General features: G+C 74.8%; 22 protein-coding genes. 6 read left to right on the top strand and 16 right to left on the bottom strand.

All coding sequences use genetic code 11. The features are described from left to right. Positions 1-106 precede the first annotated feature (106 nt). Positions 107-1,114, top strand: a complete 1,008-nt coding sequence (locus JWP64_RS10550) for a hypothetical protein (RefSeq protein ID WP_297495325.1) — start codon at positions 107-109, stop codon at positions 1,112-1,114. Further along, positions 1,111-2,436 carry an AarF/ABC1/UbiB kinase family protein gene (locus tag JWP64_RS10545; protein ID WP_297495321.1) on the top strand — a complete coding sequence of 442 codons (1,326 nt, stop codon included), beginning with the start codon at positions 1,111-1,113 and terminating at the stop codon, positions 2,434-2,436. Before JWP64_RS10550 ends, JWP64_RS10545 begins: the two co-directional genes overlap by 4 nt. 129 nt (positions 2,437-2,565) lie before the next feature. On the opposite strand, the gene JWP64_RS10540 is transcribed toward JWP64_RS10545, so the two are convergent. The 4 genes from JWP64_RS10540 to JWP64_RS10525 form a co-directional block, all read right to left on the bottom strand. Next, positions 2,566-2,796, bottom strand: a complete 231-nt coding sequence (locus JWP64_RS10540; RefSeq protein ID WP_297495319.1) for a hypothetical protein — start codon at positions 2,794-2,796, stop codon at positions 2,566-2,568. Positions 2,797-2,864: 68 nt separating this feature from the next. Next, entirely contained in the window at positions 2,865-3,158 is a 294-nt protein-coding gene (locus JWP64_RS10535) for a WhiB family transcriptional regulator (protein WP_297495368.1), read from the bottom strand. Between the two features lie 250 nt (positions 3,159-3,408). Continuing rightward, complete coding sequence (locus JWP64_RS10530; protein ID WP_297495316.1) at positions 3,409-3,669, bottom strand: hypothetical protein; 261 nt, start codon at positions 3,667-3,669, stop codon at positions 3,409-3,411. A gap of 160 nt (positions 3,670-3,829) precedes the next feature. Next, positions 3,830-5,896: an ATP-dependent DNA helicase UvrD2 gene (locus tag JWP64_RS10525; protein WP_297495313.1), complete on the bottom strand. Its 2,067-nt coding sequence runs from the start codon at positions 5,894-5,896 to the stop codon at positions 3,830-3,832. Positions 5,897-6,019: 123 nt separating this feature from the next. Between JWP64_RS10525 and JWP64_RS10520 the strand changes: the two genes are divergently transcribed. Then, on the top strand, positions 6,020-6,262 hold the full coding sequence (locus JWP64_RS10520) for a mycoredoxin (RefSeq protein WP_297495310.1): 243 nt from the start codon (positions 6,020-6,022) through the stop codon (positions 6,260-6,262). An 84-nt stretch (positions 6,263-6,346) separates the two neighbouring features. Here JWP64_RS10520 and nudC read toward each other — a convergent pair whose 3' ends face one another. From nudC to JWP64_RS10470, 10 genes are all read right to left on the bottom strand, one after another. After that, positions 6,347-7,357, bottom strand: coding sequence for an NAD(+) diphosphatase (nudC, locus tag JWP64_RS10515; protein ID WP_297495307.1), 1,011 nt, complete (start codon positions 7,355-7,357; stop codon positions 6,347-6,349). Further along, complete coding sequence (locus tag JWP64_RS10510) at positions 7,354-8,748, bottom strand: pitrilysin family protein (protein WP_297495305.1); 1,395 nt, start codon at positions 8,746-8,748, stop codon at positions 7,354-7,356. The genes nudC and JWP64_RS10510 overlap by 4 nt, the downstream gene beginning before the upstream one ends. Continuing rightward, complete coding sequence (locus JWP64_RS10505; protein ID WP_297495302.1) at positions 8,745-10,052, bottom strand: pitrilysin family protein; 1,308 nt, start codon at positions 10,050-10,052, stop codon at positions 8,745-8,747. Before JWP64_RS10505 ends, JWP64_RS10510 begins: the two co-directional genes overlap by 4 nt. 10 nt (positions 10,053-10,062) lie before the next feature. After that, on the bottom strand, positions 10,063-10,671 hold the full coding sequence (locus tag JWP64_RS10500) for a hypothetical protein (RefSeq protein ID WP_297495299.1): 609 nt from the start codon (positions 10,669-10,671) through the stop codon (positions 10,063-10,065). A 46-nt stretch (positions 10,672-10,717) separates the two neighbouring features. Further along, positions 10,718-11,956 (bottom strand): aldehyde dehydrogenase family protein, encoded by a 1,239-nt coding sequence (locus tag JWP64_RS10495; RefSeq protein ID WP_297495296.1) that lies wholly within the window; start codon positions 11,954-11,956, stop codon positions 10,718-10,720. Between the two features lie 94 nt (positions 11,957-12,050). Further along, positions 12,051-12,674, bottom strand: coding sequence for a class F sortase (locus JWP64_RS10490; protein WP_297495293.1), 624 nt, complete (start codon positions 12,672-12,674; stop codon positions 12,051-12,053). Between the two features lie 4 nt (positions 12,675-12,678). After that, a complete protein-coding gene (locus tag JWP64_RS10485) occupies positions 12,679-13,425 on the bottom strand; it encodes a DUF4142 domain-containing protein (RefSeq protein WP_297495291.1) in 747 nt (248 codons plus the stop codon). A gap of 124 nt (positions 13,426-13,549) precedes the next feature. Next, positions 13,550-14,941, bottom strand: a complete 1,392-nt coding sequence (locus JWP64_RS10480) for an aldehyde dehydrogenase family protein (RefSeq protein ID WP_297495288.1) — start codon at positions 14,939-14,941, stop codon at positions 13,550-13,552. Between the two features lie 50 nt (positions 14,942-14,991). After that, positions 14,992-15,834 carry an exodeoxyribonuclease III gene (locus JWP64_RS10475; protein ID WP_297495285.1) on the bottom strand — a complete coding sequence of 281 codons (843 nt, stop codon included), beginning with the start codon at positions 15,832-15,834 and terminating at the stop codon, positions 14,992-14,994. 34 nt (positions 15,835-15,868) lie between these two features. Beyond that, on the bottom strand, positions 15,869-16,585 hold the full coding sequence (locus tag JWP64_RS10470; protein ID WP_297495282.1) for a hypothetical protein: 717 nt from the start codon (positions 16,583-16,585) through the stop codon (positions 15,869-15,871). 90 nt (positions 16,586-16,675) lie between these two features. Here JWP64_RS10470 and JWP64_RS10465 point away from each other — a divergent pair, with 90 nt between their 5' ends. Together JWP64_RS10465 and JWP64_RS10460 are read left to right on the top strand one after the other, a co-directional pair. Beyond that, positions 16,676-17,341, top strand: coding sequence for a response regulator transcription factor (locus tag JWP64_RS10465; protein WP_297495279.1), 666 nt, complete (start codon positions 16,676-16,678; stop codon positions 17,339-17,341). Then, on the top strand, positions 17,338-18,657 hold the full coding sequence (locus tag JWP64_RS10460) for a HAMP domain-containing sensor histidine kinase (RefSeq protein ID WP_297495277.1): 1,320 nt from the start codon (positions 17,338-17,340) through the stop codon (positions 18,655-18,657). Before JWP64_RS10465 ends, JWP64_RS10460 begins: the two co-directional genes overlap by 4 nt. Before the next feature lie 24 nt (positions 18,658-18,681). On the opposite strand, the gene JWP64_RS10455 is transcribed toward JWP64_RS10460, so the two are convergent. Then, entirely contained in the window at positions 18,682-19,680 is a 999-nt protein-coding gene (locus JWP64_RS10455) for a TrkA family potassium uptake protein (protein ID WP_297495274.1), read from the bottom strand. Positions 19,681-19,840: 160 nt separating this feature from the next. Here JWP64_RS10455 and JWP64_RS10450 point away from each other — a divergent pair, with 160 nt between their 5' ends. Then, complete coding sequence (locus JWP64_RS10450; protein WP_297495270.1) at positions 19,841-20,233, top strand: MauE/DoxX family redox-associated membrane protein; 393 nt, start codon at positions 19,841-19,843, stop codon at positions 20,231-20,233. A gap of 14 nt (positions 20,234-20,247) precedes the next feature. Here the strand turns inward: JWP64_RS10450 and JWP64_RS10445 are convergent, their stop codons facing one another. Then, the gene (locus JWP64_RS10445) at positions 20,248-21,354 is read right to left on the bottom strand and encodes a saccharopine dehydrogenase NADP-binding domain-containing protein (RefSeq protein ID WP_297495267.1); all 1,107 of its coding nucleotides are present in this window, start codon (positions 21,352-21,354) and stop codon (positions 20,248-20,250) included. Between the last annotated feature and the right edge of the window lie 12 nt (positions 21,355-21,366).

Raw genomic sequence — 21,366 nt, 5'->3', positions numbered from 1 at the left:
GGCCGTCCGGTCCGCTGTGAGAAGTTGTCCACAACGGTTGCCCACAGGGGGAAGGATCTGTGGACGGACGTTCGCGCCGCGCGACGACGCCGGGGACGGTGGGTCCGTGCTGCCGCCCCGGATCGTCCTCGCCCCGCACCTTCCCCTGCTCACCCACGGCGGTCACGGCCGTCGGATCGGCCTGGACCCCGCGCGCTCGCTCGCCGTCGACGACCTGGCCGAACCGCTGGCCCTGCTGCTCGACGGGCTCGTCGCGCCCGTGGCGACGGAGGCCTGGCTGGCCGGGGCGACGGCCCGGGGCGTCCCGCCGGACGACGCCCGGTCGCTCGTGCGGGACCTGCTCGACGCCGGCGCGCTCGTCGACGCCGCGGAGCCGGAGCGTGTCGCACGACACCGCGCGGCCGGCACGGTCGTCGTCCGCGGCGACGGGCCGCTCGCCGCGGGGATCGCCGGCGCGCTCGCGCGGTGCGGGATCGGCACCGTGCACGTCGCCGCGGCGGGGGTGGTCCCGGGCGCGGACGTGGGGTGCGGGTACGGGGACGCCGACGTCGGCCGGTTGCGGTCCGAGGCCCTCGCCGACGTCGTGCGCCGGGTCGCGCCGGAGACGTGCACGGGGCCGCCGCCGCGCGGCCTCCGCCCGGATCTCGTGGTGCTGGCGGACGCCGTCGTACCCGATCCGCTCGTCGTCACCCGGCTGCTCGCGAACCGCACGGACCATCTCCCGGTGCTGGTCAGGGACGGTCTCGGGCTCGTCGGACCGCTGGTGCTGCTGGGCCGGACCCCGTGCGTGCGGTGCGTGGAACTCGATCGGGCACAGCGCGACGAGGCCTGGCCGGAGATCGCCGCGCAGCTCGCGGGCACATGCGGCAGCGCGGACCCCGCGACGCTCGCGGCCACCGCCGCGCTCGGCGCCGCGCAGGCGCTCGCGGCGCTCGACGGCCCCTCGGGCGGCAGCCCGGCCCCGCCGTCGATCGGGGCCACCCTGGAGCTCAACGCCCGCTCCGGCACCGTCAAGCGCCGGCTGTGGGACGCGCATCCGGACTGCCCCTGCGGGGCGGGTGCGACGTCGGCTACGTGGCCGACTCCGCGGCTTCGGGAGACAATCATGAGGTGAGCGACATACCACGCCGTACGGCGTCACGAACGGCCAAGCTCGCGAGCCTGCCGCTCGGGGCGGCAGGGCGGGCCGCGGCCGGATGGGGTCGCCGGATGGCCGGCGGGGATCGCGAGGAGATCTCCGCGCAGATGATGGCCAAGAGCGCCGAGCAGCTGTTCGCGGTGCTCGGCGAGCTCAAGGGCGGCGCGATGAAGTTCGGCCAGGCGCTGAGCGTCTTCGAGGCCGCGGTGCCCGACGAGATGGCGGAGCCGTTCCGCGAGGCGCTGGTGAAGCTGCAGACCGCGGCGCCCCCGATGCCGGGCGCGGACGTCCATCGGATGCTGGCCGAGCAGTTCGGCCGCGGCTGGCGCACCCGGTTCCGCGAGTTCGACGAGACCCCGGCCGCCGCCGCGAGCATCGGCCAGGTCCACCGGGCCGTCTGGCGCGACGGCCGCGAGGTGGCCGTGAAGGTCCAGTACCCGGGCGCCGAGGCCGCTCTGGTCTCGGACCTGCGGCAACTGTCCCGGATGAGCCGGCTGCTGGCCCCGCTCGCCCCCGGCATGGAGATCAAACCCCTCATCGCGGAGCTGCAGGACCGGATGGTCGAGGAGCTGGACTACCGGGACGAGGCCGCGAACCAGCGGGCGTTCGCCGCGGTGTTCGACGGCGACCCGGAGATCAAGGTGCCGGCCGTCGTCGCGTCGGCGCCGAAGGCCATGGTCAGCGAGTGGGTCACCGGGCGGAAGCTGTCCGACGTCATCCGCTCCGGTACCACCGAGGAGCGGGACCACGCGGGCGCGCGGCTGGCCGCCTTCCACTACTCCGCGCCGTACCGGGCCCATCTCCTGCACGCGGACCCGCATCCGGGGAACTTCCAGATCCTGGGCGACGGGAGGTTGCTCGTCGTCGACTACGGCGCGGTGGCCCGGCTGCCGGAGGGCCTGCCCGGGCCGCTGGTGCAGATGACGAAGTTCGCGCTGGAGAACCGGCCCGAGGACCTGATGGACCTCATGCGGAACGAGGGGTTCGTCCGCGCGGGCACGGAGATCACCGCGGCGGAGGCGCTCGGCTACCTGGCGCCCTTCACCGAGCCGCTGCACACGGAGCGGTTCCGGTTCACCCGGGCCTGGCTGCAGGCACAGGCGGGACGGGTCGGGGACCTGCGCAGCCCGGAGTTCGACACCGGCCGCGCACTCAACCTCCCGCCCCAGTACCTGCTGGTGCACCGGGTCACGCTCGGCACGCTCGGGGTGCTCTGCCAGCTCGAGGCGGACGTGCCGCTGCGCGGGATCGTGGGGCACTGGCAGCCGGAGCTGTTCGAGGCGGACGCCGCGACGTAGTCCGAGGACATGACGACGCCCGCCCGGGCGGTAGCGAACCGGGCGGGCGTCCTCTCGTACCGCGACGGGGCCCCGACGAGGTGGCGCACCACGGCGCCGGGCCACCGGCCGTCGCGGGCCCGGGCGACGTCAGCCGGTCACGCGGGCGCGCTCGGCCCGGCGGGCGGCGTAGGCCGCGAGCCGGGACCAGAGGCGCCCCGCGGTCAGCTCGCGCGCCTGGCGGTACCTGCGCGCGGCCTCCTCGGCGTCGTGCTGTCGTGATCGAGCGAGGGCTTCTTCGAGCAACATGACGTTCTCCAGCGAGGTGTGGGTCGGCACGCGGGTGTCGGACGGGCGGGTGCGGAAGGTGAGGTAGTTCATCGGAGGTCTCCTCAGATCGGTGATCGGCCCCGGGGGGCGGTCGGTGTCGAGCGCGGCTTTCGGGTGGATCAGGCGGATGCGGTCGCGGCCCAGGCCCTGTCCCGGGCGAGGTCGGCCTTGCTCGGCCGGCCCCTCGGCCTCTTCCGAGGGACCACGGCGCCCCGCTCGAAGATCTCGCCGCCCCACACGCCCCAGGGCTCCTCCCTCCGCAGCGCCCCGGCCAGGCACTCGCTCCTGATCGGGCACCGGGAGCAGAGGCCCTTCGCCCGCTCCAGCTCCGCGGGGGACTCCGCGAACCAGAGGTCGGCGTCGCCGCTGCGGCACGGCAGGTCGAGTTCCGTCTCCGGGACCGCGCTCAGCAGGCCGCCGAGGGGTGGGACGAGGTCGTCGTCCTCCAGCTCGGCCGTCGAGCCCCCGCCGTCGAACGGGGTTGATCTGACTAGCACCACTACCTCCTGGGGTGAGAGACGTCCTTGTGGTGGGAGGACTTGCTGTTCCATCTGGTGAACCGGTCCTGTCCGAGCGCAGGGGTGCTGTTCTGAACACAAAAAAGGGGCCGCGGACCCCTTGGTGTGGGTTCCGCGGCCCCGAAACTCGTCGGCCGGTGCGCAGCTACGTTCGATGTCGATGCAGCTGCCCTGGAACGGACACACCTGTGGACTTGTGCGAGAGCGGGGAATCGATCGTCAGCGGCACCCACTTCTGCTCCTCGACCCGACGCACGCCCGCGATGCGGACACGTCCGGTCACGGTGGAGACGCCACCGAGGAGGAGCGCGCGACCGCGAACGACAGCCGTGCCCGCGAAGGCGGAGACGGGGACGACCGCGCACGCGTAGCCGGTGCTGCCGGTGCTCATCGTGTTGGTCTCCATGTCGCCCACCTCCTGTCTGCGGATCGGTGTCGTTCGAGTCGTGTCATGCCGGAGGACGGGCTGCCGTGTTCCGTCCGTGTGAAGAGACTAGAAGGACCGCTCGGAGCGGCACAACCGAATTAATCCGTTGATTTGAGAAGAAGTCTCTGGGCTGGCCGGATCACTCGCTCGCCTCGCTGACCAGCGCAAGGACGGCCCGGCCGTACCGGTCCAGCTTCCGGGCGCCGATCCCGGGGATGCCGACGAGCGCCGCGACGTCCGCCGGCCGGTGCTCGGCGATCGCGGTGAGCGTGGCGTCGGTGAAGACGACGTAGGCGGGGATCCCCTGTCCCCTCGCCTCCTCGCTGCGCCACACCCGGAGCCGGTCCAGCAGCTCCGTGTCCACATCGGACGGACAGTCTCCGCAGCGGCGGAGCTTCATCGCGTCCGTCCCCATGAGGGGGCCGCCGCAGATCCGGCAGCGCGGCTTCACCCCGCCCTCCGACGGCCGCCCGCCCTGCGGGATCCGCGAGGCCGGGTGCTCGTCCGGAATGAGGCCGTAGAGGAAGCGGCTGCGCCGGCGGTGCTTGCCGCGCCCCGGCGAGCGGGACAGCGCCCAGGACAGGCGCAGGACGCGCCGCGCCCGGGTGACGCCGACGTAGAGCAGCCGGCGCTCCTCCTCGATCGCCGCCTCGTCACCCTCCGCGTGCTGGATCGGAAGCGTCCCGTCGACGAGACCGACCAGGAAGACGCAGTCCCATTCGAGGCCCTTCGCCGCGTGCAGCGACGCGAGGGTGACGCCCTGGACGACCGGCGGGTGCGACGCGTCCGCCCGGGTCTGCAGCTCCAGGGAGAACCGGCGCAGGTCCGCCTCCGGCTCGACGGCGACGAGTTCCTCCGCGAGCCCGACGATCGCGAGCAGGGACTCCCACTGCGCACGCTGGCTCGCGCCCTGGGGCGGCTCGTCGCTCAGGCCGATCTGGGCGAGGACGCGGCGGGTGGTGTCCACCAGGTCCGTGTCCTGCCCGCTCGCCCCGGCGGTGCGCAACGCGATCATCGCCCGCCGCACCTCGGGGCGGAGGAAGAAGCGTTCGCCGCCGCGGACCTGGTACGGGATCTTCGCCTCGGTGAGCGCCTGCTCGTAGGCCTCGGACTGGGCGTTGATCCGGAAGAGGATCGCGATCTCGCCGGCCGGGGTGCCGTCGGCGATCAACCGGCGGATCTTGGCGGCGACGGCCGCGGCCTCGGCGGGCTCGTCGTCGTGCTCGGAGAAGTCCGGGTCCGGTCCCGGCGGGAGCTGACCGACGAGTTTCAGCCGGCTCCCGGCGACCCGGCCGCGGGCGGCGCCGATCACGGTGTTGGCGGCGGCGACGATCTGGGGCGTGGACCGGTAGTCCCGGGTCAGCCGCACGACGGTGGCCTCCGGAAAGCGGCGCGGGAAGTCCAGCAGGTACCGCGGGGTGGCGGCGGCGAAGGTGTAGATCGTCTGGTTCGCGTCACCGACGACCGTCAGGTCGTCCCGGTCCCCGAGCCAGGCGTCGAGCACGCGTTGCTGCAACGGCGTGACGTCCTGGTACTCGTCGACGACGAAGCAGCGGTAGCGGTCCCGAAACTCCTCGGCGACGGCGCCGTGCTCCTCGAGGGCGGCGGCGACGTGCAGGAGCAGGTCGTCGAAGTCCAGGGCCTGGGCGCGGTTCTTCAGCAGCTCGTAGCCCGCGAAGACCTGGGCGACCTGCTCGGCCGGGCCCGGCACGTCCCGGCGCAGCCTGGCCACCGCGGCCGGGTAGTCCTCCGGGGTGATCAGGCTGGACTTGGCCCATTCGATCTCGTTCGCGAGGTCCCGCAGCGAGTCCGAGTCCGTGCCGGCCTTCGCCCGCGCGGCGGCCTGGCCGACGAGCCGGAGCTTGCCGTCCAGCAGCTGCCACGGCCGCTCCTCGCCCACGACGCGGGGCCAGAAGTAGCGCAGCTGGCGCAGGGCGGCGGCGTGGAAGGTGCGGGCCTGGACCCCGGAGGCGTCGAGCGCGCGGAGCCGGGTGCGCAGCTCGCCGGCGGCCCGCGCGGTGAAGGTGACGGCGAGGACCTGGCCGGGCGCGACGTGCCCCTGCCGGACGAGGTGCGCGATGCGCTGGGTGATCGTGCGGGTCTTGCCCGTGCCGGCCCCGGCCAGGACGCACACCGGGCCGCGGGGAGCCGTGACCGCCGCCGTCTGCTCCTCGTCCAGTCGGGTGTCCAGCAGCGTCTCGGTCACCCGGCCATCCTGACAGGCGCCCCCGACAGCCGGAGGCAGGGTCTCGAACACGCGTGCGGACGAGTGATCCACGGCACAATGCCGGTCGGAAGGCCGTCCCGGGCGTGGAGCGTTGAGGAGGGTATGGCTCAGCTGACGATGTACTCGACCACGTGGTGCGGCTACTGCCGCCGTCTCAAGCTCCAGCTCGACGAGGCGGGGATCGCCTACCGTGAGATCGACATCGAGCGGAACCCGGACGCGGCGCGTTTCGTCGAGGGTGTGAACGGCGGCAACCAGACCGTCCCCACCGTCCTCTTCCCGGACGAGACCACCGCGACGAACCCGAGCTTCGCCGACGTCAGGAAGAAGCTCACGGTCGTCTGACGGCTGCTCACGCACGAGTTCGCGGGCTCGCGCACATGTTCCAGCATGCGCGTGGGCCCGCGAACTCGTGTGTCAGCCCCTGGGTCAGCCCTGCGCGGCCCAGGACTCGAGCATCGACCGGGCGATCGAGATGCTGCCGGGGAGCAGGACGAGGCGTTGCCCGGGCTCCGGTTGCGCCGCCCAGTCGCCCTTCTCCATCGCCTCCCTGACCTCGGCGCGGGTGACCCAGATGGCCTCCTCGATCTCGCCGTCCGCGGGGCGCAGGGGCTGCGACGGGTCCGCGAGGGCGTGGAAGCCGACCATCAGCGAGCGCGGGAAGGGCCAGCCCTGACTGCCGAGGTAACGGATGTCCGTGACGTCCAGGCCGACCTCCTCGCCGACCTCCCGCACCACGCACGCCTCGAGCGACTCGCCGGCCTCGACGAAGCCCGCCAGCACCGAGTAGCGCCCCTGCGGCCACACCGGCTGCCGGGCGAGCAGGACCTGGTCCGCCCCGTCGTGGACGAGGCAGATGATCGCCGGGTCCGTGCGCGGGTACTCCTCGTGCTGCTCCGCGGTGCACCGGCGCGCCCAGCCCGCGTTGTGCGGGACCGTGGGCGAGCCGTCCCGGGAACAGAACCGGGCGGCGTCGTGCCAGTTCAGGACGGCGACGGCACCGGTCAGCAGGCCCGCGCCCAGCGCGTCGAGCTCGGCGCCGACGGCGCGCAGGTCCGTCCACTCCGAGGGGTCGTCCCCCGCGACGAGGTCCGGGCCGCCGCGCATGGCCCAGTAGGCGACGCCGTCCTCCTCGCCGAGCACCACCGCGTCGGCCGGCGGGGCGTCCGCGACGTCCCGCGCCGCGCGTGTCTTGAGCCGCGCACCCGTCCCGGTGGCGGCGTCCCACGCCGCGGCGTCGCCCTCGCGGAACGCGCTGGGCGGCGGCGTCGTCCACTCGACGGGCGTGCGGCCCTTCTCGTCCACGACGACGACCCGGGCGTTCGGCCAGCCCGCCTTCTGCCGTTCGACGTCCAGACGCAGCGGCTCGTCCCGCGCCACCGTGGAGCGGGACAGCACGGGGGGCTGGACCAGCTTGAAGTCTCCTGCAGCCTTCGTCACGCGATTCCTCCAGTACTGATCCCGCCCAGGGCCCGCAGCCGCGGCCCGACGACCTCGGCATCGCCCACGATCACACCGGTGAACCGGCTGGGCGCGAAGAACTCCAACGCGATCTCCGCGACCTCCTCGGGCGTCACCGCCTCGAGCCGGACCGGGCGCTCGCGGAGCCAGTCGACCGACAGCCCGTCCGCGTCCAGTGCGGCGAGGGTGGAGGCGAGGCCGCCCTGGCTGTCCAGCGAGATCAGCAATGCGCCGATCGCGTAGCGGCGGGCGGCGTCGATCTCGTCGACCGTGGGCGGGACGGCCGTCATCCGGCCCAGCTCGTAGCGGGTCTCGAGCAGCGCGGCGGCCGTGACGTCGCTCGCGACGTCCGTCTCCACCCCGAGCACGGCCCCGCCGGGCAGGAACTCGACGCCCGAGTGCGCCCCGTAGGTGTAGCCCTTGTCCTCGCGGATGTTCTCCATCCAGCGCGAGGAGAAGTACCCGCCGAACACCAGGTTGGCGAGTTGGAAGGCGGCGTAGCGCGGGTCCGCCCTTCGCGGCGCGGGCGCCGAGAGCCGCAGCTGCGACTGCACGGACCCGGCCCGGTGGACGAGCTCGAGATCGCTCGGCGCGGGCATCGGCGGCGCACCGAGCTCGTGGGCCCGTGCGGACGACGTCCAGCCGGCCAGCTGCTCGGTGACGGCGGCGATCGCCGCGTCCGGGTCGATGTCCCCGACGAGCACCAGGGTGGAACCCCGCGGGACGATGCCCGCCCTGTGCAGGGCGCGCACCTCGATGGCCTCGACGGCGGCCACGGCCTCCCCGGTCGGCATCTCCAGGGCGACCGGGTGGGAGCCGAACCGCTTTCGCTGCAGCGCCTCCCGGGCGACGGTGCTCGGCTGGGCGCGGGCGACGCTGATCCGCTCGACGAGCCGCTCGCGCTCCCGGACGACCTCGCGGTCCGGGTAGGCCGCGGCGGTGAGGACGTCCGCGAGCACGCCGACCATCACGGGCAGGCCCGCGGCCAGGCCGGAGCCGTGCACGAGGACCCGCTCGGGATCGACCGCGACTCCGAGGTCCGCGCCGACGGACGCCAGCTCGTCGTCGATGCCCACGCGGTCCCGGGTGGCGGTGCCGGTGAGCATCGTCGACGACAGCAACTCGGCCCGGGCGGTGAACGCCGGGTCCGCGGTGTCCCCGGGCGCGGCGAACGGGACCCGCAGCCGCATCTCGACCATCGGCACCCCGGAGCGGTGTGCGGCGAGCACGCGCAGGCCGTTGGGCAGGGTCGTCGTGGTGACGTCCGGGAGCGGCACCTCACGGGTGTCGCCCAGCGGCGGCAGCGGCCGGGGCCCCGTTCCGGTGCGGCCGATCTCCTCGGCGGTGCGGTGCGTGGTGGGCGCGCTCACGCGTCCCCTTCCTCTCCGGCGGCGGGTTCGACGAGCAGCACGGCGCGTCCGGCCGAGCGCAGTGCCTCGGCGGCGGCCCGGACCTGCTCCGGTGTGACGGCGGCGATCCGGGCGGGCAGCTCGGTGGCGATCTCGGCGCGGCCGTACAGCAGTTCGCGCGCGCCGAGGCCGAGCATCCGGTACATCACCCGGTCGTCCTCGTGGTGCAGCGCGGCGGCCCAGCGGGCGGACTGGCGGGCCAGCTCGTCCGTGCTCGGGCCCTCGGCGGCGAGCTTGTCCAGCTCCTCGTCGATCGCGCCCAGCACCCGGTCCGGGTCCACGGTCCCGGGGTGCACCGCGGTGATCGTGAAGGTGTCCGGGTCCCGGGCGTCGAGCGGGCCGCCCATCAGGCCATTGCTGGCGGAGACGTCCGTGACCAGCCCGTCCGCGTGCACCAGCCGGCGCTGAAGGCGGGCCGCCTCGCCCTCGCTCAGGACCGACGCCAGCAGCGAGTGCCCCAGGTACCCGTCGAGGTCGGTGGTGGGGTCCGGCACCCGGTAGCCGACGGCGAGCGCCGGCAGCGGGGCGTGCGCGTCCGGCACGGACTGCCGCTTCTCGCTGCCCGGGACCGGCTCGCCGAACGACGGCCGCACCGGGGTGGGCCTTGCGGGGATGTCCCCGAAGTGCTTCTCGACGAGCGCCATCACCCCGTCGACCCCGCCGGCCGACCCGAAGTCACCGTGCACGGTGACCATCGCGTTCCCCGGGGCGTAGAAGGTGTCGAAGAAGGAGGCGGCGTCGTCGAGGCTCGCCTGTTCCAGCTCGGAGAAGTCCCCGTAGCCGTTGTGCGCGTTCGGGAACGTGTCGTAGAGGACCGGCGGCAGGAGGATCCACGGAAATCCGCCGTAGGGCCGGTTCAGCACGTTGAGCCGGATCTCCTCCTTGACGACGTCGACCTGGTTGCGCAGGTTCTCCTCGGTCAGCTTCGGTGCGCGCAGCCGGTCCGCCTCCAGGAACAGCGCACGCTCGAGCGCCGCGCCGGGCAGGACCTCGAAGTAGTCCGTGTAGTCCTGGTGGGTGGAGCCGTTGAAGATCCCGCCCGAACCCTGGACGTGCCGGAAGTGCGCCAGTTTCTCCAGGCTCTCGCTGCCCTGGAACATCAGGTGCTCGAACAGGTGCGCGAACCCCGTCCGGCCCTCGGGCTCGGACCGGAAGCCCACGTCCACGTGCACGGCGACACCGACGACGGGGGTGGCGGGGTCCGGGACCAGGAGCACCCGCAGCCCGTTCGGCAGGGTCACGCGGTGAAGTTCTGTCGCTGACACGGATCCGACCCTAGCCCGGCACACCGACGACCCGCCTGCGGACGGGGTGGTCAGCCCGGACGCCGCTCCGCGGACCGGGCACCCCGATCAGCACGACGGCGACGACGGCGACGACGAGCGCGAGGATCCCCGCGGCCAGGACCAGCAGGCCCCCGCGCCCGGCCCGACCGTCTGCTCGATCTCGACGGCGCCCGCCGACCTCGGCGCCGAGCCCCGGAACCGCACGTAGGCGGTGGAGTTGCGCGCGGCGGCGTTGATCGTCAGCCAGATCATGAGGGTGGCGGCACCAGGATCCCTGCGCCCGCCGCGCCCAGGGCCCGAACCACAGTCCCGCCACCACGAGGAGAACCGCGCCGATCACCAGAGGCAGGCCCTGCAGGTTCGAGGTCATCCCGTACCCGCTCGCCGGCTCGACCGTGTCGCGCCACCCGAAGACCGACCCGAGCTCGGGGAAGTTGGCGTGCGCGTAGGCGCCGAGGAACAGCCCGAGGACGAACCAGACCGAGACCAGCGTCATCACGGCGTCGGTCCGCCGGGTGGCGTGAATCCGCGGCTGACCCGAGTCCCGGAACAGCGGCCAGGTCCGAGCCGCCTCGCGGCGTTCCGTCGTGTCCGCCATGGTGGCTCCTCCTCGAGAGAACGCCGCCCTGCGGCCGGGACCGATCCTAGGCGGGCGGCAGCACCACGAACTGGCGCAGCGCCAGGTCCGGGTAGGTGACCGGCCCCCGCGGGCCGGGCGTGTGGTCCACGTTGATCCCGGTCTCGGGCAGGCCGAGCAGCTTGTAGCCGTCGAGCAGGCGGGTCGGGGTGTTCCAGAACGCGCCGGTGCCGGTGTAGGCGTCGAGGAAGCGGTGCGCGACCGCCTCGTCCTCGGCGCAGATGCATGCGGCCAGACCGGACGTCTCGCGCGCTGCGGTGAGGGCCGCGTCGACCGCGCCGTCGACGGGCGCGACCGTCACGTGCGCCTCGTTGCCGGAGTCGAGCGCCCACTCGTGGCCCAGGGCGTGCGCGTGCGGGGGCAGGCTGAGCGCGATCCCCCGGTCCCGCAGCACCTTCTCCGCGACCGGCAGCAGCCGGTCGTAGACGGGCCGGTCGATCAGCAGCAGGTTCAGCCGGTTGCAGACGCCGAGCCGGTCCGTGCTGTCGTGCACCAGGCGCTCGACCACCGCATCGTCCGCGCTGGAGTCCAGGTAGAGCACCCCGCCACCGTCGGCGTGGGCGAGGACGCGGGTGCCCGCGGCGGCGCCGAGCGCGGACAGCTTGCGGGTGACCTCCCCGCTGCCCCGGACGACGACGAGCGGCACCAGGTCCGGCAGCCCGACGAGCGCCTCGGCGCCCGCGTGCCCCGGCAGCGGGACGAGCTGGACGGCCGCGGCGGGGATGCCGTGCCTCTCGAGGGCGGGCGCGATCACGAGCTCGACGAGGGCGGTCGCGCTGCCCAGCGCGGCGGACCCGGTGCGCAGGACGGCGGCGCTGCGGGCCTTGAGGACCTGCGAGGCCACGTCGATCGTCACGTTCGGGCGGGCCTCGAAGACCGCGCCGATCACGCCGACCGGGATGCGCCGCTCGAACACCCGCTCCCCCGACGGCAGCGTGCGGACGAACCGCTCGACGTCCGGTTCGGGGGTGTCCGCGAGGACGTCGAGCTGGGTCGCCATGTCCGCCAGGCGCTCCGGGGTGAGACGGAGGCGGTCCAGCAGGCCGGCGGCCATGCCGGCGGCGGTGGCGGCGCCGACGTCCGCGGCGTTGGCGGCCAGCAGCTCCGGGGCCCGGCTGCGGAGCAGCTCGGCGGCGGTCCGCAGGGCGGCGTCGACGGCCGGTCCCCCCGCGGCGCGAACCCCCGGCGCGGCCGCGGCGGCCCGCTGCGCGGAGGTACGGACGGCCTCGAACTCTTCGGAACTCACGCCCCCAGATTACGGCCCCCGCTCAGGCACGGGTTCACGCGCTCGCGCACAGGTCGGAACCTGTGCGCCGACCCGTGAACCTGTGCGTGAGCGGTCAGGGGACGGGCTCGGCGTAGACGACGATGTTGTCCTCGTAGCTCCGGATCCTGCTGTCGAAGCGGCCGCCGCAGGTGATGAGGACGAGCCTCGGCGCGCCGGTCCGATCGAAGGTGTCCGGCGGCAGCGCGGCCTTGACGAACTCCCGACGCGCGACGACCCGGTACCGCAGCACGGCGCCGCGCTCGCCGGTCAGCACGGCCTCCTCCCCGACCGTCAGGACCGGCAGGACCGCCAGTGCGCCGATCCCCTCGAGCCGGGAGTCCACGTGCCCCGCGACGACGACCGTCCCGGAACCCGAACCCGCCAGCGCTCCCGGTGCCCACCAGCCGACGGTCTGCGGCGGGTCCGGGATGACGAGCGCGCCGTCCGGGCCGGTGCCGACGGGCACGACCGGCGCGGTGACGGCGCGTCCGGGCAGGTCGAGCCGGGCGGGGACCTCGCCGACGAAGGCCCGCGGCGCCGCGGACGCGCTCGTCGTCGCCAGCGGGACGTCGCCGACGGACGTCGCCTCGACGCGCGGGGCCGCCTGGCCGTCCACGAACAGCACGACGCCGGTGACCAGGAGCGCCGCCCCGCACAGGGCGAGGAACGCGGCCGGCCACCGGCGCCGCGGGCTCACCGGGTCAGGCGTCGGAGCGGGAGCGGCGCGTCCATGCGGCGGCGCCACCGATCAGCACGATGCCGAGCCCGCCGACGGCGAGCGGGAGCACCGGGGCGCTCTCCGCGGACGACGCTGCGGCCTGGCCGCCCGTCCCCGCGTTCACCGAGCCGGGCGTCGAGGCCCCCGCGGACGAGGACGCCGACCCGACCTGCGCGGCGAGCGCGTCCAGCCTGGCGAGCGCGTCCCGGGCCGCGGCCTTCGCCTCGGCAGAGGCGTTCGGGTCGTTCAGCACGGTGTTGGCAGCGGTGCGGGCCTGCTCGATGAGCGAGTTCGCGGCCTGCAGCCAAGCGGTGTCGAAGGGCTGCCCCGAGCGCGACTGAAGGTCCGCGACCAGAGCCTGCGTCTGCGCGTCGAGCTGGTCGCCGAGGGCGACACCCTGGGCCGTGGCCGCCTGCTTGATCTGGTCGAGCAGCGCCTGTCCCTGGCTGGTCACGTCCGGCGCGAGGCCCTTGACCTGGTCGCCGACGCCCTTGTCCGTGCCGAGGCCGCCCAGCGCGACGAGCGCGAGCGCGCCCTGGTTGGCCTGGCCGAACGCCTGGCGGGCCGCGTCGGTGGCCTGGCCGGTGGCGTCGCCGGGGTTCGGCGGCGCGACGGCGCCCGGCGTCGGTGCGGCGGGCGCCTGCTCGCCCGACGAGCAGGCCGCGGCCCCGGTCAGCGCGACCGCGACGAGCAGGGTGCCGGCCGTGAGGCGGGCCGAGCGAGTGGTCATGTGGTTCCCCCGAGTTGTGCTCACGGCCGATGGGTACGCGGCGCGACGGCTCCGCGCAACTCCGTGGCCTCCATCGGGTGGACCAGTTGGTCCACCCGTTTGCGCCACCGCCAGGAGGGGTAACTCACGGCCCCGGCGGTGCGATGTGGACGACGGTCGTGGTCGTCATCTCGTCCAGGAGCTCGGGCCCGTAGCCGAAGCCCTGCCCGCTCGCCCGGCGCGGCTGCGCGGCGCCACCGGGAGCGCCCCCGAACGCAGCGTTGATCTTCACCGTGCCGACCGGCAGCTCCCGCCAGGCCCGCTGCGCGTGCCCCATGTCCGGGGTCAGCACCACGGCCGCGAGCCCGTACCGGTCGTCGGCGGCCTCGCGGAGCGCGGTGTCGAAGTCGGGGACGACGCGGACGGGCGCGACCGGGCCGAAGGTCTCCTCGCGCAGCACCGCCATCGAGGGGGTGCAGCCCGTCAGGACGGTCGGCGGGTAGTAGGCACCGGGCCCATCCGGCAGCTCGCCGCCCGTGCGGACCTCGGCGCCCTCGGCCACCGCAGCGCGGACGTGGTCGTGGACGTGGTCGCGCTGCCGCCGGTCCACGAGCGGTCCGATCCGGTCCGCCCACTCCCCCGCCCGGGCGGTCAGCTCGGCGAGGAACGGCTCGGCGACGTCCTGGTGCACGTAGATGCGCTCGACGGAGACGCAGATCTGCCCGGCGTTCGCGAAGGACCCGAGGGCGGCCTGCTCCGCCGCCCAGGCCGGGTCCACCCCGGTGTCGACGACCATCGGGTCGTTGCCGCCGTTCTCCAGCAGCGCGCGGGCACCGGTGCGGGCGCAGGCCTCGGCGATCGCGCGGCCGGCCGCCGTGCTCCCCACGTGCGCGACGACGTCGACCTCGTCGCTGCGGGCGAGGCGTGCGCCGACCGTGCCGTCCCCGTCCAGGATGCGCAGGACGTCGTCCGGCAGGTGGTCCGCGAGGATCTCGGCGAACCGGCGGCCCGTCGCGGGACAGCGCTCGCTCGGCTTGTGGACGACCGTGTTGCCGGTGACGAGCGCGGCGCCGAGCAGACCCGCGGCGACGGCGACGGGGTCGTTCCACGGGGTCAGGACGGCGACGACGCCGCGCGGCACCGGGACCATCAGGTCCGTTGCGCCCCATCCGCCCTGCAGGCTGCGGCCGCGGTGGACCGGTCCCAGCTCGGCGTACTGCTCGAGGGTGCCGGCTCCGGCCTCGATCCCGCCCCGGGCGTCGTCTCGTGTCTTGCCGGTCTCCCGGGTGTTGAGCTCGGCCAGCTCGTCCGCCGCGGCGCGCACCGCGGCCGCCGCGGCCCGCAGCGCCGCACCTCGTTCCGCGGCGGGGGTCCGGGCCCAGCCGGGCTGGGCGGCCCGGGCGGACGCCAGCGCGTCGGCGACGGCGGGCTCGTCCGCGACGGGCAACTCCGTGGCGACCTCGCCGGTGCTCGGGTCGAGAACGGTGAGGACACGGTCGGACGGGTCGGCCAGGGGGCGCTCGGCGATGTCGGTCACGCCAGGTGCTACCCGCTGCCGGGGAGTTCAACCGCCCGGACGGGCCCCGGTCACCGCCGGGCGCTGGGCGGCGGGACGACCGGCCCGATGTCCCCGTCCGGTGCCTCGTCCAGGTCCACGATCACCGGTGCGTGGTCGCTGGGGCCGGTACCCTTCCGCGCCTTGCGGTCGATCCAGGCGGCCTGCACCCGCCCGGTCGCCGCGTCCCCGGTGAGCACCAGGTCGATCCGCATCCCGAGGTCCTTGTGGAAGCGGCCGGCGCGGTAGTCCCAGTAGGAGAAGACGCGCTCGTCCGGCCAGCGGTCCCGCACGACGTCGCGCAGGCCGGTCGCCTGCAGGGCGGCGAGCGCGTCCCGCTCGGGCTTGGTGACGTGCGTGGACTCGACGAACAGCTCCGGGTCCCACACGTCCGCGTCGGTCGGGGCGATGTTCATGTCCCCGGCGACGACCGTGGTCGCGGCGTCGCCGGCCGCGACCATCGTGCGCAGGGCCTCGAGCCAGCGGAGCTTGTAGGCGTAGTGCGGATCCTCGGGGGCGCGGCCGTTGGGCACGTACACCGAGGTCACGCGCAGTCCCCCGCAGGTCGCGGTGACGGCCCGGGCGTCCGGTGCGGCGTCCTCGTCCGGGAACCGGGGCTCGTCCGGGAGGCCGCGCACGACGTCGTCGAGGCCGACCCGGGAGAGCAGCGCGACCCCGTTCCAGCGGCCCTGCCCGTGGTGGGCGACCTGGTAGCCGCGCTCGGCGAGAACCGCGTCGAAGGTCTCCGCGAAGTCCGCGTCGGACAGCTTGGTCTCCTGCAGACAGACGACGTCCGGGGCCCGCTCGTCGAGCCAGGGCAGGAGCCGCGGGAGCCGGGACTTCGCGGAGTTCACGTTCCAGGTCGCCAGACGCACGGTCGTCGACCCTACGGGGTGCGCCGTCCCGCCGTCAGGGAGTGACGGGCAGCGTGCGGGAGGTCTCCGCCTTGAGGACCGTGCCGTTCTCGGTCGGCGTGCCCGTGAAGAGCGCCAGCGTGCCGACGGCGGGCTTGTCGGTCAGGCCGGAGACATCGACCGTCCCGGTGAGCCCGCCCGCCTCGACGACGGTGGCGCGGTCCCCGGTGAGGGCGGTGACGGTGCCGGTCAGCCGGGCCTTCGGGGCCTGGACCGCCACGGCGGTCGCGGTGTCCCCCGTCCCCGTCACCCGGACGACGACCCGCTCGCCCGCGGTCAGGTCGGCGAGCGCGGTGGCCGTGCCGCGGACCCGGGTGCGGTCGTCGGTCCGGACGGTGACGTCCCCGCCGCCGTCCCGGGTGACGACGAGGCTGCCGCTCGCCGTGCTCTTCACGACGCCGACGAGGAGGGTGTCGTCGCCGGTCCCGCGGGTGTCGCGGTCCCGGCCGCCGCCGCGGCGGTCCTCCCCCGGCCCGGTGCCGAGGAGGTCGGAGCCGCCCAGGTCGTCCTCGGCGGCCGTCAGCCCGACGTCACCACCGCGGGGGCCGCCGCGTCCGTGGCCGCCGCCGGGGATCACCAGTGCCGCGACCACCCCGCCGAGGATCAGCACCGCCAGCACCGCGCCGCCACCGATCGACCAGCGCTTCGACGGACGTCGGCGGCGGGCGGCCGGGGCCGCGACCTGTTCGGCGGGTTCGTTCTCACTGCTCATGACCTCAGCGTCGGGCGCCCGCCTGAGCGGAACCTGAAGGCGCGGGTGTCCTTCAGCCGATCTTCAGGAGGGGCAGCGGAGAATGGCCGGGTGGGAGCCCGGGTGCTGGTGGTCGAGGACGCGGAGGCGATCCGTGCCGCCGTCCTCACGGGACTCGCGGAGGCCGGTTTCGACGCCACCGGCCGCCCGGACGGGCGCACCCTGGAGGACGATCTCGACGGCTACCGGCCCGATCTCGTGGTCCTCGACGTGATGCTTCCCGGCCGCGACGGGTTCGCCCTGCTGGAGGTGGTCCGGCGCACCAGCGACGCCGGCGTCGTCATGCTCACCGCGCGCGACGGCGTCGACGACCGGCTGCGCGGGCTGCACGCCGGCGCGGACGACTACGTGGTCAAGCCGTTCGCCCTGGCCGAGCTCACCGCCCGGGTCACCGCGGTCCTGCGCCGGATGGGGCGCACCCCGAGCACCGTGGAGATCGGGGACCTCGTCGTGGACGCCGCGGCCGGATCGGTGCGGCGCGGCGGGCGGCCGGTGGAGGTGACGGCCACGGAGCTGCGACTGCTGGAGTACCTGGCCGCGCAGCGCGGCCGGGTGGTCAGCAAGACGCAGATCCTGACCCGGATCTGGGGGTACACGGACTACGACCCGAACCTCGTCGAGGTGCACGTCTCGGCGCTGCGCCGCAAGCTCGGCGAGCCGCGGCTGCTGCACACCGTGCGCGGCCTCGGGTACGTGCTGCGCACGGACGCCCCGTGAGCAGGCCCTCCGCGCTGCGCACCGTCTCGCTCCGCCGCCGGGTCACCGCGCTGAGCATGGTCGTGCTCGCCGTCGTGCTCCTGGTCGTCGGGGTGCTGACCGACGTCCTCGTGGCCGCCCAGACCAGGTCCGACCTCGACACCCGGCTGCAGGCCCGCGCCGGGGTCGCCGCCCAGCTCGTCGAGCAGGGGGTGCGGCAGGGCGAGCTCGTCCGTCAGGTCGAGAGCCCCGGCGTCCGCGCGTTCGTGACCGGCAGCGACGGCACGATCTACCGGGACGGCCCGGGAGGCGGCGGCCGCGGGCGGGTCCCGGATACGCGCAACGGGGACCGGGTCGTGCGGAGCGCCCTGCCGGACGGTTCCACGCTCACCCTCGTCGGCGACGAGGACGAGGTCTCCACCGTCCAGCGACGGCTGCGCCGCACGTTGTTCCTGCTGAGCGTCGGCGCGCTGGTCCTCGCCGGGCTGATCACCCTCGCGACGACCCGGGTCGCGCTGGCCCCGCTCGACGCGATGACCGGGCTCGCCCGCTCGATCACCCGCGGGGACCGGGGCAGCCGGCTCGCCCCCACCCGCACGGACACCGAGCTCGGCCGCACGGCCGCGGCCTTCGACGCGATGCTCGACGAGCTGGAGGGGGCGGAGGCGACCGCGCGGGCGTCGGAGGCCCGGACCCGCCAGTTCGTCGCCGACGCCGCGCACGAGCTGCGCACCCCGCTGGCCGGGGTGCAGGCCGCCGCGGAGGCGGCCATCGCCCCCGGGCTGGCGGCGGAGGACCGGGACCGGTTGCACCTGCTCCTGCTGCGCGAGACCCACCGCGCCGGCCGGCTGGTCGACGACCTGCTCGTGCTCGCGCGCCTCGACGCCGGGATCGAGCTGCGACGCGAACCGGTCGACCTGCTGGAGCTGGCCCGCACGGAGGTCGAGCGCGTGCGGCTGCTGGCCCCGCAGGTGGCCGTCGAGCTCGAGGGGGATCCGGTGGTCGTGCCCGGGGACGCGCCGCGCCTGGCCCAGGTGCTCGCGAACCTGCTGGACAACGCCCGCCGGCACACGACCGGCCGGATCGAGGTGCGGGTCCGGGCGCCGGGGATCGTGACCGTCTCCGACGACGGTGCCGGGGTGGCCCCCGCCGATCGGGAACGGATCTTCGAACGCCTCGTACGGCTCGACGAGGCGCGCTCGGCGGACGACGGCGGCGCGGGCCTGGGCCTGGCGATCGCCCGCGGGATCGCGCGGGCGCACGGCGGAGATCTGGGGTGCGTCGAGCCGGTCGACGGTCGCGGGGCGGCATTCGCGCTCCGGCTCCCCCGGGCCTGAGGGCTCAGTCCTCGTCGGCGGGGCTCAGTCCTCGTCGGCGGGGCTCGCCTTGCGGACGTAGAGGAGCCGGTCCCCCCGCTCCAGGGCGTCGACGGTGGACGCGTCGACGCGGTGCAGCTTGTCCCCGCGGACCACGCCCAGCACGATGTCACCGAGGTGCCGCGGGGAGCCCCCGACCTCGGACTCCTCGATCTCGCGCTCGCTGATCGCGAAGCCCGCGTCCGGCGTCAGCAGGTCCTCGATGACCTCGACGACGCTCGGCGTGCGCGTCGCGACCCCGAGCAGCCGGCCCGCCGTCTCCGCCGAGACGATCACCGATGTCGCCCCGGACTGGCGCAGCAGATGCACGTTCTCGGACTCCCGCACCGAAGCCACGATCCGGGTCTTGGGCGCGAGCTCGCGGGCGGTCAGGGTGACGAGGACGGCGGTGTCGTCCCTGTTCGTCGCCACGACGATGGCCGACGCGTGGTGGGCGCCCGCGATCCGCAGGACGGACGACCGGGTGGCGTTGCCGGTGACGGTGACCAGGCCGAGCGCGGAGGCGGCGTCGAGCTGGGCGCGGTCGGTGTCCACGACCACGATGTGGTCCGGCTCCGTACCGTCGCCGAGCAGCGTCTCGACCGCGGCCCGGCCCTTCGTCCCGTAGCCGACGACGACGGTGTGGTCGCGCACGCGTGACCTCCAGCGCTGGATGCGGAACGACTGCCGGGAGCGCTCGGTGAGCAGCTCGACGGTGGTACCGACGAGGACGATGAGGAAGAGCAGCCGCAACGGCGTGATCACGATCGTGGTGAGCAGCCGGGCGGTCGCGGTGTACGGGACGATGTCCCCGTAGCCGGTCGTGGAGAGCGACACCGTGGCGTAGTAGAGGGCGTCGTTGAACGAGATCGCGCCCTCGCCGTTGTTGTCGACGTAGCCGTCGCGACCGACGTAGACGATCAGCGCCGCGCCGAAGAGGGCGGCGAGGGCGATCAGCAGCCGCTTGACGAGCGCGAAGACCGGGCCCTCGGCGGAGTCGGGCATGCGGATGACCCCGACGATCTGCTGATCGACGGGAGTACGGCTCGGCCGATCACGCACGGCGCGGAGACTAGCGGCAGTTCGTCCCCCTCGCGTAGTTGACCCGCCCCTCCTCGGAGTCCCTCGGCCGGCACGACGTCGCGGCGGTGACAGCATCGCCGCGATGAGCAGCCGATCGAGATCATTCCGGCCCGCGGCGGCAGCGCTCGCCGGGCTACTGGGCGTCTCGGGGGTCGGGCACTTCGCGCGGCCGGGCTTCTTCGACGCGATCGTGCCGAGGTCGCTGCCGGGCGAGCCACGCTCCTGGACGTACGCGTCGGGGGTCGCCGAGTTGGGCGTCGCCGCCGCGCTCGCCGTGCCGCGCACCCGACGGCTCGGCGGGTATGCGGCCGCGGCCCTGTTCGTCGCGGTGTTCCCGGCCAACGTGTCCATGGCCCTGCGCTGGTCGGGCCGGTTCCCGCGGGAGCGGGCGATCGCCTACGGCCGGCTCCCGCTGCAGGTCCCGCTGGTCGTCTGGGCGCTCCGGATCGCCCGTCCTCCGGAGGGCCGCCGGTAGCGCCGGGGCGCTTCCTAGCCCTCGGGAACGATCCCGGCCTCGGCCGCGCCCTTCTCCAGCACGTCGAGCCCGAAGGCGGCGACCGGGTCGAGCGTGCCGGTACCCTGTACCCCGCCCTCGAGCGCCCGGCCGGCGCCCCACGCGAGCAGGTCCGCGGTGATCGCGTAGGCCTCGGGGGCGACCAGCCGGGTGCGCGCGAGCAGCGCGCCGGTGGCGTCGAAGACCTCGGCGACGAAGTGCGAGGTGCTGCGGGCCAGGTTCTCCGCCGACGGCGCCGCCGAGGCCCGGGACGCCGCGAGCCGGGCCACCCGCGTCGCGGCGCGACCCAGAGCCGGGACCCGGTCCAGCAACGGCGTGATCCGGCTGGCCGCGTGCACCACCGGGCTCGCCGGGCCGAACCAGCCCAGGTAGACGTCGACCGTCGAGAGGCCGGGGGCGAGCGCGGGCAGCGCGAACTGCTCGGTGGCACCGATGGTGACGCCCGGACGCTGCCGGCCGGCGACCTCGAACGAGCGCATCCGGACGCCGGTGGGCTCGGCCGTCAGGCCGCCGTTCCGCCACGCGTACGCCCGCTCCGTCGCGACGCCGATCAGCGAGTCCAGCGTGCCGCGGGAGAACGGCTGGCCGCGGCCGCCGCCGGCGATGAAGTACCCGACGTCGACGCGGTCGGCCTCCGGTCCCGCGTCCCGGAGCGCGAGGGCACCGGCGAGGACCCCGGGCACGTAGTCGTTGCCGAAGGCGGGGATCAGCGCGGCGCCGCTGCGCTCGGCCGCGGGCCCCTGGAGCTCGAACACCTCCCGGATGAACGGCGGCTCGCCCGTCGAGTCCAGGTAGGTGGCGCCCGCCCGGACGACCGCCGCCAGGGCCGCCCCGCCGAGCTCCGCGAACGGCCCGACCGTGCTGACCAGGACGTCCTCCCCGCCGACGAGCGCCCGTACCGACGCGACGTCGGTGACGTCCGCCCGGGCCGTCTCGAGTCCGCCGAGCCGGGCGGCGAGCGCGTCGAGCCTCGCGGGGTCCCGGCCGGCGAGCACGGGCGCGAGGCCCCGGGACACCATGGCTTCCGCGGTGCGGCCACCGGTGTAGCCGGTGGCTCCGAACAGCACGATCTTTCCGGTCACGAGCGCGAGCGT

This window comes from Pseudonocardia sp., assembly GCF_025465255.1.
In the GTDB taxonomy this organism is placed as follows: domain Bacteria; phylum Actinomycetota; class Actinomycetes; order Mycobacteriales; family Pseudonocardiaceae; genus Pseudonocardia.
Note: the sequence above shows the minus strand (reverse complement) of the source record. Positions and strands in the feature narration are given on the sequence as shown.

Coding starts and splice junctions, on each gene's coding strand:
- JWP64_RS10530 (WP_297495316.1), bottom strand. CDS start 3,669: ATGGAGACCAACACGATGAGCACCGGCAGCACCGGCTACGCGTGCGCG.
- JWP64_RS10520 (WP_297495310.1), top strand. CDS start 6,020: ATGGCTCAGCTGACGATGTACTCGACCACGTGGTGCGGCTACTGCCGC.
- JWP64_RS10485 (WP_297495291.1), bottom strand. CDS start 13,425: ATGACCACTCGCTCGGCCCGCCTCACGGCCGGCACCCTGCTCGTCGCG.
- JWP64_RS10540 (WP_297495319.1), bottom strand. CDS start 2,796: ATGAACTACCTCACCTTCCGCACCCGCCCGTCCGACACCCGCGTGCCG.
- JWP64_RS10450 (WP_297495270.1), top strand. CDS start 19,841: ATGAGCAGCCGATCGAGATCATTCCGGCCCGCGGCGGCAGCGCTCGCC.
- JWP64_RS10455 (WP_297495274.1), bottom strand. CDS start 19,680: ATGCCCGACTCCGCCGAGGGCCCGGTCTTCGCGCTCGTCAAGCGGCTG.
- JWP64_RS10500 (WP_297495299.1), bottom strand. CDS start 10,671: ATGGCGGACACGACGGAACGCCGCGAGGCGGCTCGGACCTGGCCGCTG.
- JWP64_RS10470 (WP_297495282.1), bottom strand. CDS start 16,585: ATGAGCAGTGAGAACGAACCCGCCGAACAGGTCGCGGCCCCGGCCGCC.